This is a genomic window from Paracoccus sp. MA (assembly GCF_020990385.1).
In the GTDB taxonomy this organism is placed as follows: domain Bacteria; phylum Pseudomonadota; class Alphaproteobacteria; order Rhodobacterales; family Rhodobacteraceae; genus Paracoccus.
On sequence record NZ_CP087599.1, the window covers coordinates 308863 to 323280 of the forward strand.

11 protein-coding genes are annotated in these 14418 nt (G+C 70.8%); 8 read left to right on the forward strand and 3 right to left on the reverse strand.

The annotated features are described in order from the left end of the window. Positions 1–83 precede the first annotated feature (83 nt). Positions 84–815 carry a GntR family transcriptional regulator gene (locus LOS78_RS20420; RefSeq protein WP_230378964.1) on the reverse strand — a complete coding sequence of 244 codons (732 nt, stop codon included), beginning with the start codon at positions 813–815 and terminating at the stop codon, positions 84–86. 130 nt (positions 816–945) lie between these two features. Between LOS78_RS20420 and LOS78_RS20425 the strand changes: the two genes are divergently transcribed. From LOS78_RS20425 to LOS78_RS20435, 3 genes are read left to right on the forward strand one after another with little or no spacing between them, the layout of a single operon-like run. Beyond that, the gene (locus LOS78_RS20425; protein ID WP_305802577.1) at positions 946–1644 is read left to right on the forward strand and encodes an aspartate/glutamate racemase family protein; all 699 of its coding nucleotides are present in this window, start codon (positions 946–948) and stop codon (positions 1642–1644) included. A 29-nt stretch (positions 1645–1673) separates the two neighbouring features. Then, positions 1674–3026 carry an NCS1 family transporter gene (locus LOS78_RS20430; protein WP_230378966.1) on the forward strand — a complete coding sequence of 451 codons (1353 nt, stop codon included), beginning with the start codon at positions 1674–1676 and terminating at the stop codon, positions 3024–3026. Positions 3027–3029: 3 nt separating this feature from the next. Beyond that, complete coding sequence (locus LOS78_RS20435; RefSeq protein WP_230378967.1) at positions 3030–3791, forward strand: aspartate/glutamate racemase family protein; 762 nt, start codon at positions 3030–3032, stop codon at positions 3789–3791. 489 nt (positions 3792–4280) lie between these two features. On the opposite strand, the gene LOS78_RS20440 is transcribed toward LOS78_RS20435, so the two are convergent. Continuing rightward, complete coding sequence (locus LOS78_RS20440; protein ID WP_036697886.1) at positions 4281–4529, reverse strand: phosphopantetheine-binding protein; 249 nt, start codon at positions 4527–4529, stop codon at positions 4281–4283. Positions 4530–4628: 99 nt separating this feature from the next. Between LOS78_RS20440 and LOS78_RS20445 the strand changes: the two genes are divergently transcribed. Next, on the forward strand, positions 4629–6680 hold the full coding sequence (locus LOS78_RS20445; RefSeq protein WP_230378968.1) for a condensation domain-containing protein: 2052 nt from the start codon (positions 4629–4631) through the stop codon (positions 6678–6680). Between the two features lie 33 nt (positions 6681–6713). Further along, the gene (locus tag LOS78_RS20450) at positions 6714–10343 is read left to right on the forward strand and encodes a non-ribosomal peptide synthetase (RefSeq protein WP_230378969.1); all 3630 of its coding nucleotides are present in this window, start codon (positions 6714–6716) and stop codon (positions 10341–10343) included. Here the strand turns inward: LOS78_RS20450 and LOS78_RS20455 are convergent. Continuing rightward, complete coding sequence (locus LOS78_RS20455; RefSeq protein WP_072462914.1) at positions 10283–11524, reverse strand: NtaA/DmoA family FMN-dependent monooxygenase; 1242 nt, start codon at positions 11522–11524, stop codon at positions 10283–10285. The genes LOS78_RS20450 and LOS78_RS20455 overlap by 61 nt on opposite strands. Before the next feature lie 88 nt (positions 11525–11612). On the opposite strand from LOS78_RS20455, the gene LOS78_RS20460 reads away from it, so the two are divergent. Genes LOS78_RS20460 through LOS78_RS20470 form a run of 3 tightly spaced genes read left to right on the forward strand, consistent with a single transcriptional unit; the run spans position 11613 to position 14418 of the window. Then, complete coding sequence (locus LOS78_RS20460; protein ID WP_072462915.1) at positions 11613–12392, forward strand: ABC transporter ATP-binding protein; 780 nt, start codon at positions 11613–11615, stop codon at positions 12390–12392. After that, positions 12389–13387, forward strand: a complete 999-nt coding sequence (locus LOS78_RS20465; protein ID WP_230378970.1) for an iron ABC transporter permease — start codon at positions 12389–12391, stop codon at positions 13385–13387. The genes LOS78_RS20460 and LOS78_RS20465 overlap by 4 nt, the downstream gene beginning before the upstream one ends. Then, positions 13384–14418 (forward strand): iron ABC transporter permease, encoded by a 1035-nt coding sequence (locus tag LOS78_RS20470; protein WP_024845255.1) that lies wholly within the window; start codon positions 13384–13386, stop codon positions 14416–14418. Before LOS78_RS20465 ends, LOS78_RS20470 begins: the two co-directional genes overlap by 4 nt.

Below are 14418 nucleotides of genomic sequence, written 5' to 3' on the forward strand. Positions count from 1 at the left end.
CGTGCCCGGCCTTGGCCGGGCGGCCGGGGCCATGCGCCGGTCCGGTGCAATGATGATGCGCAGGGCCTCGGGATCTGCGCGGCTCAGGCGTTTCGCAGGTTCTGCCGCCCGGCCTTGCGGTCGCCGCTTGCCCCCTCAGCCGGCGCACCGATCAGCTGGTCCTTGAGACTGACCGAAGACACCGGCGGCAGGTCGAAATTCAGCCCCGCCTCCAGATGCCGCAGATGGTCGTCGGTCAGACGCAGCAGCAATTCCTCGTCACGCGCCATCAGGGCATCGACGATCCCGACATGGTCGTCGCAATGCGCGCATGAATGCGCGGCACTGGGATACATGCCCAGGATCAGGGTGCTGCGCATGGTCAGCTCGGCCAAAAAGCGTTCCAGCACGCGATTGCCGGAAAGCCGCGCCAGATACATGTGGAACTGCTGCGACAGGCGCAATTCGGTCGGCTTGTCCCGGCGGGCCCGCGCCTCGGCTTCGGCGGCGATATTGGCGCGCAGATAGGCGACATCCTCGTCGCTGACGCGGGCCACGGCCTGCCGGGCGATGGTCCGCTCGATGGCGCGGCGGGCCTGGAAGACCTCGCGCGCCTCTTGCGCGGAAGGGGTGACGACGAAGGCGCCGCGATTGGGCCGCAGCTCGACCACCTGCTTGGCGGCCAGCGAGGCCAACGCGCGGCGGACATTGGCGCGGTTGCAGTTGAACAGCTCGCTCAGCGCCTGTTCGCCCAGCTTCGCCCCGGCGGGCAGGCGCTGTTCGGAGATCGCGTTCAGGACCGCATCGACGATCTGGCTTTCGGGCTGGGCGTCCATCGGGCTCGGCTTCTTCCTGCTTGGCCTGCGGAATTACAGGCAAATCCTGACCGTCGCAAGTATTGCACAAATCCGTTGACTTGATAACATGAATTGTTAACAATGATTGTTAACACAAATGGAGGTAGTGGTGGAAATCCTGGTCGTCAACCCCAACTCGACCCAGTCAATGACCGACAAGATCGTCGAGGCCGCCCGTGCGGTGGCCAGCCCCGGCACGGTGATCCACGGCGCGACCGCCGCCGGCGCTCCCGCCAGCATCGAAGGCCATTACGATGAGGCGATGTCGCTGCCCGGCCTGCTGGCGCGGGTCCGCGAGGCCGAGGCGCAGGGCATCGACGGCATCGTCGTCGCCTGTTTCGACGATCCGGGCATCGCCGCCTGCCGCGAACTGGCCAGCGGCCCGGTGCTGGGCATCTGCGAAGCCGCGGTGAAGGCGGCCAGCATGCTGGCGACCTCGTTTTCCGTCGTCACCACGCTGCCGCGCTCGGTCCCGGTGATCGAGCACCTGATCCACGGCTACGGCCTGTCGCACCAATGCCGCCGCGTCCGCTCGGCCTCGATCCCGGTGCTGGCGCTGGAGGAACCCGGCTCGAACGCACGGATCAAGGTGCGCGATGAAATCCTGTGCGCCATCCGCGAGGACCGCTGCGAGGCCGTGGTGCTGGGCTGCGCCGGCATGGCCGACCTGACGGCCTGGCTCAGCGAGGAGACCGGCATTCCGGTGATCGACGGCGTCAGCGTCGCGACCCGCATGATCGAGGCGCTGGTGGGCGCGGGGCTGAGGACCAGCAAGATCAACGCCTACGCTTTCCCCAACGAAAAATAGGGAAGCAGGAAAAGGGAGGAGGACTGACAATGACAACGCATGAGATGGCGCCCGACAGCGCCGTGACCGAACACAAGGCCGTCGGAGAGGAAAGCCTTGCCCCGCAGGAAACCCGGATCATGGACCCGTGGTCCTACCTGTTCGCCTGGCTGGGCGGCTGCGTCTCGATCGGGACCTTCACCGTCGGCTCGGGGCTGGTGGGCACGCTGAACCTGCTTCAGACCTTCGTGGCCATCGCCATCGGCTGCACCGTCATCGGCGTCGCGCTGATGATCAACGGGCAGGCCGGGCACAAATACGGCATCCCCTTCATGGTGCAGGCCCGCTCGGCCTTCGGCTTCACCGGCACCCGGATCCCGGCGCTGGTGCGCTCGGTCCCGGCCATCGTCTGGTTCGGCTTCCAAAGCTGGATCGGCGCCGGGGCGCTGAACCTCGTCTCGGATACGCTGTTCGGCTATTCCAACATCTGGGTGTTCTTCGTCGGCTTCCAGGCCCTTCAGATCGGCCTGTCGGTGCTGGGCTTCCACGGCATCAAATGGCTGGAAAACATCGGGTCGGTCTTCATCATCTTCTCGCTGATCTACATGTTCTTCAGCGTCATCGACAAATACGGCGCCGAGATCAGCGACAACCTGATCAATGTCGAGGGCACCTGGGGCGCACCGTTCTGGGGCGGCACGATGCTGTTCCTGGGCATCTATTCGACGATGATGCTGAACGTCTCGGACTACGCGCGCGAGCTGCGCAAGAATGTCGGACCGCTCCGGCAGGTGGTGATCTATGCCAACTCGATCCTGCCGGCGACGCTGTTCATGGGCCTGATCGGGCTGATGGTCTCCAGCGCGACCGGCGAGGTCGATCCGATCAAGGTGTTCTCCAGCGCGGTCGACAACAAGCTGCTGCTGGTCGTGACGCTGCTGTTCATCGCCTTCGCGCAGGTGACGACGAACATCCTCAACAACGTCGTGCCGCCGGCCTATGCGCTGATGGATGTGTTCAAGGTCAACTTCAAGACCTCGGCCGTGATCGTCGGGCTGCTGGCCTTCGGCACCTTCCCGTGGGAGCTGGTCAAGGACGAATCGGCGGCGGGCCTGAGCCTGTTCATCCGCACCTATTCCGCCTTCCTCGGCCCGATCTTCGCGATCCTGGTGGTGGATTACTACGTCCTTCGCAGGCGGAACCTGAACCTCGCCAAGCTTTATGATCCCGAGGGGCCGTATAAGGGCGTCAACATGGCCGCCGTCATCGCCATGGTCGTCGGCGTCGTCTTTGCGCTGATCTTCTCGGGCATCTCGTGGTATGCAAGCCTGCTGCCCTCGGGGGTGCTCTACTATCTGCTGATGCAGCACCTGCCCTCCGCCCAGCGTTTCCGCGAGAACTGAGCCATGAGCATCATCACCGGACAGGCCCGGCGCTGGACACTGGCCGCCGGCTGCGCCATGGGCCTGCTGCAGGGCCAGGCGCTGGCCCAGGACTCGGGGCGGATCATCGTGCTGATCAACCCGAACTCGAACGAGGCCGCCACGCAATCCATGACCGAACTGGCGCAGGCCGCGGTCGGGGAAGCCGCCACGGTCCAGGGGCGCAGCAATGCCGGCGCCCCGGCCCTGCTGACCACGCCCGAGGACATGGCCAATGCGGTTCCGGGCGTGGTCGCCGCCGGCACCGAAGCCGCGTCCGATCCGCGCGTCGCGGCGCTGATCGTGTCGGCCTTCAGCGATCCCGGCCTGCCGGAACTGCGTGCGGCGGTCGGCATCCCGGTCCTCGGCATCGGCGAGGAGGTCTTCCACGAGGCCGCGCGCGACGGCCGGCCCTTCGGCATCGTGACGGTGACGCCGGATGAAGAACTGATCGAGTCCTTCCGCCAGAAGGCGGCCTCGCTCGGCTACGAGGCGCAATATCGCGGCGTCCGGGTCACGCCGGGCGACCCGGCCGAACTGGTCCGGGATCCCGACCGGCTCGACGCCGCCCTGGCCGATGCCGTCAGGCAATCGGTCGGCGAGGACGGCGCCGAGGCGGTGATCATGGGCGGCGGCCCGCTTTCGGCCTCGGCCATCCGGCTGCAGTCGCAATTCGAACAGCCCCTGGTGGTCGCGGTCACCGCAGCCGCCCGCGCTGCGGCGAAGAAAATCGCGGATCCGGACTGAACCGCCATCGCACGAGCAACGGGCCGGCATAGAACCCCCGCGCCCCGCACCGTTCCCGGTGCGGGGCGCGCGCGGGCTCTTTCCGGCTTGCTCCATGCAGGTTAGCCCCTTGCGGCGGCACCCGCAGGAGGAATGCGGCAGCGGCCATTCGCAGCACCTTCCTGGATGACTCCCCTGTCGCAGCACCTGGACGATGTGGCGGGGTGCACTCTGGGGCCCAAAAGCGCGCCAACCAATGACCGGGATCTTGATCTTCCCCAAGAAGGAAGCTGCCGATGCCTGATCCAGTGACTACGGACGGCCATCCGGGCGTGCCGCGACCTATGACAGCCCGCATATCCGTGATCGCGACTGTGCCCACACGCGTGAGATCGACCCCGTGTGCGGCACGGGCAGCCCTGGCGTCGATCCGGCTCAATGCCGTTCAGGTCAGGCGGGCGTCGGGGCCGTCCGTCCGAGCGAACGGTCAACCCGATCGCAGGTCGTGATCTAGGGTCGCCGCGCCTGGATCAGGCGCCACCAGCCCTCGATGCTGGGCTCCTGAAGCAGTTCCCGCGCGCTGACCGTGATGCCCGCCTGCTTCAGTTCGGCGACCAGCTTCAGCACCGACAGCGAATCCAGCCCCAGGAACAGCAGGTTTTCATCGGAACCAATCTCCGCCTCGTCGGGGACAAGCGCCTGCACACGCGTTTCCAGCCATGCCCGGCCGAGCGTTTCGATAGATCCGATGTCGTTCATTTCGATCCCGTCCTGTCCTGCGCGGCCAAGCCTTTCCTTGACACCGCCATTAGTTGAGTATTTTTATCAACCACTATCGCCAGACGCAAGGGGATGAACATGGACCTGACCGCCATGCAGGCAGCCTATTGGACCGGGCGCGATTGGAAGGGGCCGGGTGGCGGCGTATCCGCGCATCTGCATACCGAATTCCAGCCGCAAGGGCTGGAGCCGCAGCGGCTGGACCGCGCGGTGCGCGGGCTGTTCCGCCGGCACCCCATGCTGCGGCTGCGGGTCACGGCCGCAGGCCAGCAGGTGATCCAGCCGCTGGACGACCGCCACGCCCTGCGGGTCGAGGATCTGCGGGCGCTGGCGCCGGATCAGGCGCAGGCGCGGCTGGCCGCGACGCGGCGGCGGATGACGCATCAGCGGCTGGACATCGCCTCGGGCGAGGCGGCGGAATTCCTGCTCAGCCTGCTGCCGGGCGGCGAACAGCGACTGCATGTCGACCTGGACATGATCGCGGCCGATCCCTCCTGCTTCGGGCTGGTCATGGACGACCTGGCCCGGCTTTACGAGGATCCGGCCGGGATCGCTGCGGTCGAGGAACCCGAAGGCTGCTATTTCGACTACCTGGCCCGGCTGCCCCCCGACCCGGCGGCCGAGGCGGCGGATCGGGACTGGTGGCGCGCCCGGCTGTGCGACATGCCGCCGGCGCCCTCGCTGCCGCTGCGCGACGGGGCGGCCGCGCCGGAAACCACCCGGATCTCGGCCCTGCTGCCGCCGGCGCAGGCCGCGGCGCTGCGGGGGCTTGCGCGTGAATTGCGGGTCACGCAGACCGCGCTTTACCTGGCGGTCTTTGCCGCCGTGCTGGCGCGGGCGACGGGCGACCGGGCCTTTCGCCTGACGCTGCCGGGCTTCTTTCGCGCCCCGGTGATGCGCGGCGCCTCACGGCTGGTCGGGGATTTCACCAATATCCTGCCGCTCGGCCTGCGGGTCGGGCCCGAGGCCACGCTGGCCGGACTGGCGCGCGAGGCAGGGCGCGAGATCGCCGAGGCGCTGTCGCATCAGGCCTGCCCCGGCGTCGCCGTGCTGCGCGAGATGTCACGCGGCGGCCAGGGCGTGGAATCCGCGCCGGTGGTCTTTACCAGCGGGCTCGACCTGGACGGGGCGCAGCGCCAGCTGCTGAGCCCCCGCGTCGGCCGGCTGTTCGGGCGACTGGTCTGGAGCGTCTCGCAGGCGCCGCAGGTTGCGCTGGACGTGCAGGTCGCATCGCTGGCCGAGGGCGTGCTGCTGAACTGGGACCTGCGGCTTGACGCGCTGCCCGGCGACTGGGTCCGCACCGGTTTCGATGCCTGCCACGCGGCGCTGTGCCGGCTGGCCGATGCGCCCGATCTGGCGGCGGCGCCGCTGTCGGACTGGCTGCCGGCACCGATGCGGATGCGGCGGCTGGGCGAGCTGCAAAAGGCCTATCTGCTGGGCCGCGAGGCCGAGCTGCCGCTGGGCCGCACCGCCATGCAGGAATATCGCTGCTATCGCGGCCCGCTGGATGCCGAAGCCCTGGCGCTTCGGGCCAAGGCGCTGATCGAGCGGCACGAGGCGCTGCGCTGCCGGCTCGACCCTGCCCATTCCGCGCTGCGCGTGCTGGACGAAGCCGAGCCGCCGCTGGAACGGATCGATCTTTCGGGACTGGCCGTCGATGAGGCCGAGGCGCAGCTCTCTGCCCTGCAGGACGAATTCGCCCGCGCACCGCTGCCGCTGGACGGGTTGCTGTGGCGGCTGGTGCTGGTGCAATTGCCCCGGCCCCGGGAACAGGCTTTGCTGGTCAAGATGGACGCGCTGGCGCTGGACGGCGCCGGGATCGCGCAGGTGATCGCCGAACTGCTGGCGCCCGGGTTGCCGCCGGCCTCCGTCCTGCCCGACCCGCCGCCCGAACAATCCGACCGCGCCGCCGATGCCGACTGGTGGCGCGCGCGCCTGGCCGGGGTCGAGGGGCCGCCGCGCCTGCCCTGGCGGCAACCGCCAGAGGGCATCGACCGCCCGCGCTGGCGCCGCGACAGCCGCCGCATCCCGCGCGATCAGCTGGCGCGCCTGGCCCGGCTGGCGGCGGCGCGGAAACTGACCCGCAACAGCATCGCCATGGCCGTGGTGCTGGAGGTGCTGGCGCGCTAGACCCCGGACCTTGCACCCTGCGTCGCGGTGCCGGTGGCGCCACCGCCGGGCGGGGCGCTGGCCAACCGCTCGTCCTTCATCGCCGTCGACTATCGCGCCGACCGGGGCAGCTTCCTGGACCATGCCCGCCGGCTGCAGGAGGACCTGCTGGAGGGCATGGCGCATCCCGGTCTGTCGGGGGTCGGCCTCAGCCGGCTGCTGCTGGCGCAGAACGGCGGCCGGATCGCGCTGCCGGTGGTGCTGACCAACGGCATGGGCTGGGACCGGGTGCCCGCCGATGCCGGGCTGCGGCTGGTGGACGGGCTGGTGCAGACCCCGCAGGTCGCGCTGGACCTGCGGCTGTCGCTGGATGCGGACGGCGCGCTGCTGCTGCAAGCCGATCACGTCGAGCAGGCGCTGGAGCCTGCGGTCGTCGGCGCGTTGCTGGACGCCGCCGCCCGCGCCTTCGCCGCGCTGGCCGGGCGGGACGAGCTGACCCTGGCCGGCGCCGATTTCCTGCCGCCGCCACCCGCGGCCCCCGCCGGGGCGGAACATGCCGGCCCCGGCCATCTGGAGCGCATCGCGGCGCAGTTGTTCGACGGCGATCCCGACCGCACGGCCCTGATCTGCGACACCCGCAGCACCAGCTACGGCGCGCTTGGCCTGCGGGTGCGGCGCGTGATGGCCGGGCTGGCCGCGCGCGGGCTCGCGCCGGGCGACATGGTCGCGATCTGCCTGCCGCGCGGGCCCGAGCATCTGGTGCTGACGCTGGCCTGCGCCTTCTCGGGGCTGGTCTGGGTGCCCATCGACGCCGCCGCGCCGCCCGAGCGGCGCGACTACCTGCTGCGCAATTCCGCGCCGCGGCTGGTCGTGGCCGCAACCGACCTGCCCGGCTGGCCGCTGGCCTCGCCCCGCACCCTCGAAGCGCATGACCCGGCCCCGATCCCGCAGGGACTGGCCGCGCTGTCCCGTTCCGAAGCGGCCGCCTATTACCTTTACACCTCGGGCACCACCGGGCGGCCGAAATGCGTGGTGCTGAACAATCACGCCACCGCGAATGTCATCGGCCATACGCTGGATGCCTGGGGGATCGGTGCCGAGGACGCGGTGATCTCGGTCACGCCGCTGCATCACGACATGTCGGTCTTCGACCTGTTCGGCACCCTGGCCGCCGGCGCGCGGCTGGTGATGCCCGCGCCGGCCGAGGAAAAGGACGCCCTTGCCTGGAACCGTCTGGTGCGCGACCACGGCGTGACCGTCTGGTGCTCGGTCCCCGCCATCGTCGAGATGCTGCTGGCCTGCGCGCCGGATGACGGGCTGGCCTCGCTGCGGCTGGTGGCGCAGGGCGGCGACTACATCAAGCCGGCGGTGATCGACCGGCTGCGCCGGCTGCGGCCCGATGCGGCGCTGTGGTCGCTGGGCGGCCCGACCGAGACCACGATCTGGAGCATCTGGCACCGGATCGGCCCCGAGGACGACCGCATCATCCCCTATGGCCGCGCCCTGCCCGGCAACCGCTACCTGCTGCTGAACCCGCAGGGCGAACCCTGCCCCGAGGGCGTGGCCGGCCGCATCCACACCACGGGCGTGAACCTGGCGCTCGGCTATCTGCGCGACGGCGCGCTGGAACAGACCGACTTCACCGAGGTCGGTGGCATCCGCGCCTTTCGCAGCGGCGACCTGGGGCGGCTGCGCGGCGACGGCACCATCCTGTTCGACAGCCGGGTGAACGGCTATGTCAAGGTGCGCGGCGTGCGCATCTCGCTGGCCGATGTCGAGGCCGAGCTGGCCGCCCATCCCGCCGTCGCGCAGGCCCTGGTCGTGGACATTCCCGACGCGCGGGGCGAGACGGTGCTGGCCGCGCTGGTCGCCGGTCGCGACCTGCCCGAACCGGCCGCGCTGCGCGCCTTCCTGCGCGAACGGCTGCCGCAATCGCACCTTCCCGACCGCATCCTTGCAATCCCGGCGCTGCCGCTGTCGGCCAACGGCAAGCCCGACCGCCGCCGCGCGCGCCAGATCGCGGGCCAGCCCGGCCCCGAGCCAACCGCACCGCCAGAAGCGCCAGGTGCCGAGCCGGCGGACGCGCTGACGGGCCTGATCCTCGCCGCCTTCCGCGAGGCGCTCGGTGCGCCCGGAATGGGGCCCGAGGACGATTTCTTCGACCATGGCGGGCATTCTCTGGTCGCGACCCGGATCATCGGCAGGCTGCAGGCCGAGCATGGCATCGCCCTGCGCTTCACCGACATCTTCCGCCATCCGACCGCCCTCGCGCTGGCCGGGATCGCCACCCGCAGCGCGCCGGCCGCGCCGATGCCCGCAGCCGGGGACGACGCGGCCGAACCCCAGGCGGCGCCCCTGTCGCTGGCGCAGCAATCGCTGTGGAAGGCCTATGCCGCCTTCGGCTATGGCGGCATCTTCAATCTGCCCTTTGCCCTGCGTTTCCCGACCCCGGTGGACGAAGCGGTCTTCGGGCTGGCCTTCGGCGACCTGATCCGCCGCCATCCCGTGCTGCGCAGCCATTTCCGCGAGGAAAACGGCCAGCCGCTGCAAGACGTGGTCCCGGTCGAGCGGCTGGGCGATTATCGCTGGTTCTGGATCAGCGCCGAGGCGGGCGAGGCAAACCGCCGGACCGAGGCCGGCCATGTCTTCGACCTTGCCCGCGAATTGCCGCTGCGGCTGCGCTTCTTCCGCGAGGGGGACGAGCAGGTGCTGTCCATGCTGTTCCACCATATCGTGCTGGACGAATGGTCGCTGAACCTGCTGATGGACCAGCTTGGCCACGCCTATCGCCAGCGCGCGGCGGGGCTGGCGCCGGATTGGCCCGACCAGCCGCCGGGCTTCCACCGCTTCGCCGCCGCGCAAAGGGCGGCGGATACGGACCGCGCGCATCTGGACTACTGGCTGGATCACCTGCGCGGCGCACCGCGTGCCCGCCCGATCCTCGGCGCTGCGCCGGGCGGGCAGGACCCGCAGGGCGGCTGGACCCGGATCGACCTGCCGGCCGAGGTCGCACGCGGGCTTTACGCCACGGCGCGGCGCAACGCGGCCTCGCTTTTCGCGACGGCCTATGCGGCGATCGGCGCGGCGCTGGGGCGGCTGGGCGGCATCGGCGACCTGGTGATCGGCACCTCGGCCTCGGGGCGCAACGATCCGGCCTGGTTCGACACGGTGGGCTATTTCACCACCATGACCGCGCATCGGCTGGCGCTGGGGGCGCAGGACACGCCCGCCGCGCTGATCGCGCAGGTCCGCGACCGCATCGCCCGCTCGCTGCCGCATTCCGAGGTCCCGCTGGACCTGGTGGGCGAGGCGCTGACCGGCAATCCCGTCACCCGGCTGGACGAGATGTTCGAGGTCTTCATCCAGATCCACGCCCGGAACCGGATGAACGGCGCCATCGCGCTGATGGACGGCAGCCGCGTCGAATACCGGCAGATCGACCCGGACAAGGCGGAATCGCTGCTGGGCCTGCAATTCGAGATCGTCGAGGACGTGGCGGACGAGACCGCCGGCCTGCGCATCATGCTAAGCCATCGCGCCGACCGCTACGGCCCCGCCGAAATCCGCCGGATCACCCAAGCGGTCGAGGCGATGCTGGCCCGCTTTGCACAGCCGCAGGACGATCAGCCGCTGGACGCCGGCGAGGCAAGCCCCAGATGCGCGGCCAGCGTCTCTCCGGCATAGGCGTGGCGAAAGCGCCGCGCCTCGGCCAGCGCCGGGATCAGTTCGGACAGCAGCAGGTCCAGCGATTCCCCGCTGCCGCCCGGCAGGGCGATGAAGCCGTCCATGGCCCCGGCATCCGACCAGGCGGCGATCTCGGCCAAGGCCTCGGCCGGGGTGCCGACGAAGGTCCAGTGCCCGGAATTGGCGACCTCGGGGCGCAGCAGCAGGTCGCGCAGGGGCGGGCTTTCCTGCCGGATCAGCCGCTGCAGCAGCCCCGAATGGGTGCGGCTGCGCAGCGCCGCGTCCCCGGCCGGCAGGTCCGCGGGGGTCAGGGGGCGGTCCTCGGGCCAGTCGCCCAGGTCGCGGCCGACCAGCGCCCCCAGCTTGGCCCGCAGCGCGGCAGGATCGCGGCGGGCCTGCGCCTCGCGGAACATCTCCTGCGCCTCGCTCCGGCTGGGCGCCAGATAGGCGTGAAAGCCCGGCAGCAGCCGCGGCGCGTCGTCGCGGCCGGCGGCGCGGGCCCGGCGCTGCAGGTCCGACCGCAGCTCTTGCCCCGCGGCAGGGTCGGGGACCGAGGCGAAGATCGCATCGGCGACCGAGGCGGCGAAGCCGCGGCCCTCGGCCGAGGCGCCGGCCTGGAACAGCGCGACGCGCGCGGGATGGCGCGGCACGTTCAGCGGCCCCTCGACCTGATAGAAGGCGCCGCAATGGTCGATGGCCGCCAGCCCTTCGGCACCGTGGCTGTCCCAAAGGCGGCGCACGACATCGGTGAACTCGGCCGCGCGGGCGTAACGCTCGGCCGCCGAGGGCATGGCGGCAAGGCCGAAATTCCGCTCTCCATCCAGCGCGGTGACGATGTTCCAGCCCGCCCGGCCGTTGCTGAGCCAGTTCAGCGTCTGCAATTGCCGCGCGGCGACATAGGGCGGATTGAAACTGGTCGAGACCGTCGTGACCAGCCCGATCCGCCGCGTCGCCCCGGCCACGGCGGTCAGCACCAGCGTCGGATCCAGCGCCGCCCGCGCGATGCGCGGCCCCGCCCCCTTCGGGTCGATGTAAAGGCTGTCTGGCTTGAAGACGAAGTCCAGATGCGCGGCCTCGGCCCGGACCGCCAGCGCGCAATCCAGCGCCAGCGCCTGGTCCGGGGCCGGCGGCGGCCCCCAGGTCCGGGCAAGGGCCAGACCGATATGCAGCATCCGCGCCATCGCATGCTCCTCGTGAAATTGCGTCTGGATAATTCCGAGTGTTTTACTTTACGAACCGGAGGACGCGATTGCCAGCCGGAGTGAAAACGTGATCCGCATCCAGGGCCTGACGGTCGGCTATGGCCGAAAGCCGGTCATTCGCGGGCTGGACGCCTGTTTTGCGCCGGGGCGCTTCACCGCGCTGGTCGGGCCGAACGGCTGCGGCAAATCGACGCTGCTGAAGGCGGTGATGGGCTTTCTGCGTCCCCAGGCCGGCCGCGTCACGCTGGACGGCGTGCCCATGGCGCGCATCCCGCGCCGGGCGCTGGCACGGCGCATCGCCTGGCTGCCGCAAGAGAACCATTGCCCCGACTACCTGACCCTGGGCGAGCTGGTCGAGATGGGCGGCCATGCCCGGCAGGGGCTTTTCGCCGGGCCGGACGACCGCGACCGGCTGCTGTTTCGCGAGGCGCTGCGCATCGTCGGGCTGCAGGATCAGGCGCATCTGCCGGTCAACGCCCTGTCCGGCGGCCAGCGGCAGCGCGCCTTCATCGCCATGGTGCTGGCGCAGGACACGCCCGTCGTGCTGATGGATGAGCCGGTGAACCACCTGGACGTCACCTATCAATATGCCCTGCTGGGGCTGGTGCGCGACCTGACGCGGCGCCATGGCCGCACGGTGGTCTCGGTCCTGCACGACCTGAACCTGGCGCTGAGCTTCGCCGACGAGGTGGTGATGATGTCGGGGGGAGAGGCCCGCGCCTCGGGGCCGGTGGCCGAGGTCCTGAACGCCGCGAACCTGCGCGAGGTCTTCGACCTAGACGCGCAGGTCATCCGCCACGAGGGGCGGCGGATCTGCCTGCCCGCCCTGCCGGAGCCCAGCGCATGAGGCGCGGCTTTCCGGTCCTTGCGGCGCTGGCGCTGGCGCTTTGCCTGCTGCTGGCCCTGTCGGCGGGCGAAAGCTGGATCCCGCCCTCGGGGATATGGGCCGCGCTGGCCCGCTTTGACGAGACGCGGCAGGCGGATGTCATCGTGATCTACCAGCGCCTGCCGCGCGCGCTGATCGCCATGCTGGCCGGGGCGGCGCTGTCCATGTCGGGGGCGGTCCTGCAGGGCGTGCTGCGCAATCCCCTGGCCTCGCCCTCGCTGGTCGGGATCAATGCCGGGGCGGCGCTGGCGGTGGTGGCCGGCGCCTTCCTGCTGGGGCTGGAGCCGCGGGCGCAGGGATCGGCCGCGCTGGCGGGCGGCGGCCTGGGCTTTCTGGCCAGCCTCGGCGTCGCGCGGCTGGCCGGCCATGCGCATGATCCGCGCGGGCTGGCGCTGATCCTGTCCGGCGCGATCGTCTCGATGTTCCTGGGCGGGCTGACGCAGGCGCTGCTGCTGTCCGATCCGGCGCTGCGGCAGGATTACCTGGGCTGGCTGGGCGGCAATGTCAGCCATGTCCATGCCGAAAGGCTGGCGGATTTCTGGGGGCTGGCGGCGCTTGGCATGGCGGCGATGCTGCTGCTGGCCCGCCGGCTGTCGCTGCTGGCGCTGGGGGCCGAGAAGGCCGCCTCGCTGGGCATCGACGTGGCGCGCGCGCAACTTCTGGCGCTGGGGGCGGCGGTGCTGGCCTCGGCCTCGGCTGTGGCGATCTGCGGACCGCTGGGGTTTCTGGGACTGGTGGTGCCGCATCTGGTGCGGCCGCTGACCGGCGCGCGCTTCGGGGCGCTGCTGCCGGGCTGCGCCCTGGCCGGGGCCTGCCTGTGCCTGCTGGCCGACCTGATCGCGCGCATGGCGCTTGCCCCCCTGGCGCTGCATACCGGCGTCGTGCTGGAGCTTCTGGGCGGCATCGCCTTCATGCTGATGGTGCGCCGCTTCTACCTGCGCGGAGCCGAGGCATGAGCAGTCGCGCCCTGGACGGCCGCCGCGTGCTGCGCCTGCCGGGCGGGATGCAGATCGGACTGGCGAATCTGGCCGCCGCGCTGGCCCTGACGCTGGCGAGCCTGGGGCTGGGGGCGGTTTCGCTGTCCTGGGGCGAGACGCGGCTGGACCTGCTGGCGCCGCTGGATGCGGATCAGGCTTTCGCGCTTTACCAGGTGCGGCTGCCGCGCCTGCTTCTGGGCTTCATGGCGGGCTGGTCGGTGGCGCTGGCCGGCGCCATGCTGCAATCGCTGGCCCGCAATCCGCTGGCCGATCCGGGCCTGCTGGGCCTGTCGCAGGGCGCGATGGTGGCGATCATGGTCCTGACCGTGCTGGCCCCCGGCCTGCCGCCGGCATGGCTGCCGGGCGCGGCGCTGCTGGGCGGCCTTGCGGTCGCGGCGCTGCTGCTGGCGCTGGTCCGCGGCCATGCCGGCGGGCTGGCCGTGCTGCTGATGGGCATTGCGCTGGAATCGACGCTTTCGGCGGTGACGGCGGTGCTGGTCCTCTATACCCCGCCCGAGACCTCGCATGCGCTGGCCGGCTGGATGGCCGGGTCGCTGGCGCTGGCCGACTGGCCGCGGGTGACGATGCTGGCGCCATGGTTCGCCGCCAGCCCGATCGCCATCCTGCTGCTTGGCCGGGCGCTGCGGCTGATCGACCTCGGCGCGCCCATGGCGATGGCGCTGGGGCTGGATGCGGCACGGACGCGGGTGGCGGTCCTGATCGTCGCGGTGCTGCTGAGCTCGGCCGCCTTGACGGCGGTGGGGCCGCTGATGTTCCTCGGGGTCATGGCGCCGCAGCTGGCGGCGGCGCTGTCGCCCGCCTCGGGCCGGGCGCGTCTGGTGCTGGCGGCGCTGACCGGCGGGCTGCTGGTCACGGCGGCCGACATGCTGGCGCGCAACGCCGGCACCGATATCGGCCTGCCGGTCGGGCTGGTCCTGGTGACGCTGGGCGCGCCGCTTTTCGTGCTGGCGATGCGGATGCGGCTGTTCCTGCGGATGAGTTCAAGCTGA

Bases quoted from the DNA above. Each gene is read 5' to 3' on its own strand.
- LOS78_RS20420 (WP_230378964.1), bottom strand. From the start codon at position 815: ATGGACGCCCAGCCCGAAAGCCAGATCGTCGATGCGGTCCTGAACGCG.
- LOS78_RS20430 (WP_230378966.1), top strand. From the start codon at position 1,674: ATGACAACGCATGAGATGGCGCCCGACAGCGCCGTGACCGAACACAAG.
- LOS78_RS20435 (WP_230378967.1), top strand. From the start codon at position 3,030: ATGAGCATCATCACCGGACAGGCCCGGCGCTGGACACTGGCCGCCGGC.
- LOS78_RS20440 (WP_036697886.1), bottom strand. From the start codon at position 4,529: ATGAACGACATCGGATCTATCGAAACGCTCGGCCGGGCATGGCTGGAA.
- LOS78_RS20445 (WP_230378968.1), top strand. From the start codon at position 4,629: ATGGACCTGACCGCCATGCAGGCAGCCTATTGGACCGGGCGCGATTGG.
- LOS78_RS20455 (WP_072462914.1), bottom strand. From the start codon at position 11,524: ATGGCGCGGATGCTGCATATCGGTCTGGCCCTTGCCCGGACCTGGGGG.
- LOS78_RS20465 (WP_230378970.1), top strand. From the start codon at position 12,389: ATGAGGCGCGGCTTTCCGGTCCTTGCGGCGCTGGCGCTGGCGCTTTGC.
- LOS78_RS20470 (WP_024845255.1), top strand. From the start codon at position 13,384: ATGAGCAGTCGCGCCCTGGACGGCCGCCGCGTGCTGCGCCTGCCGGGC.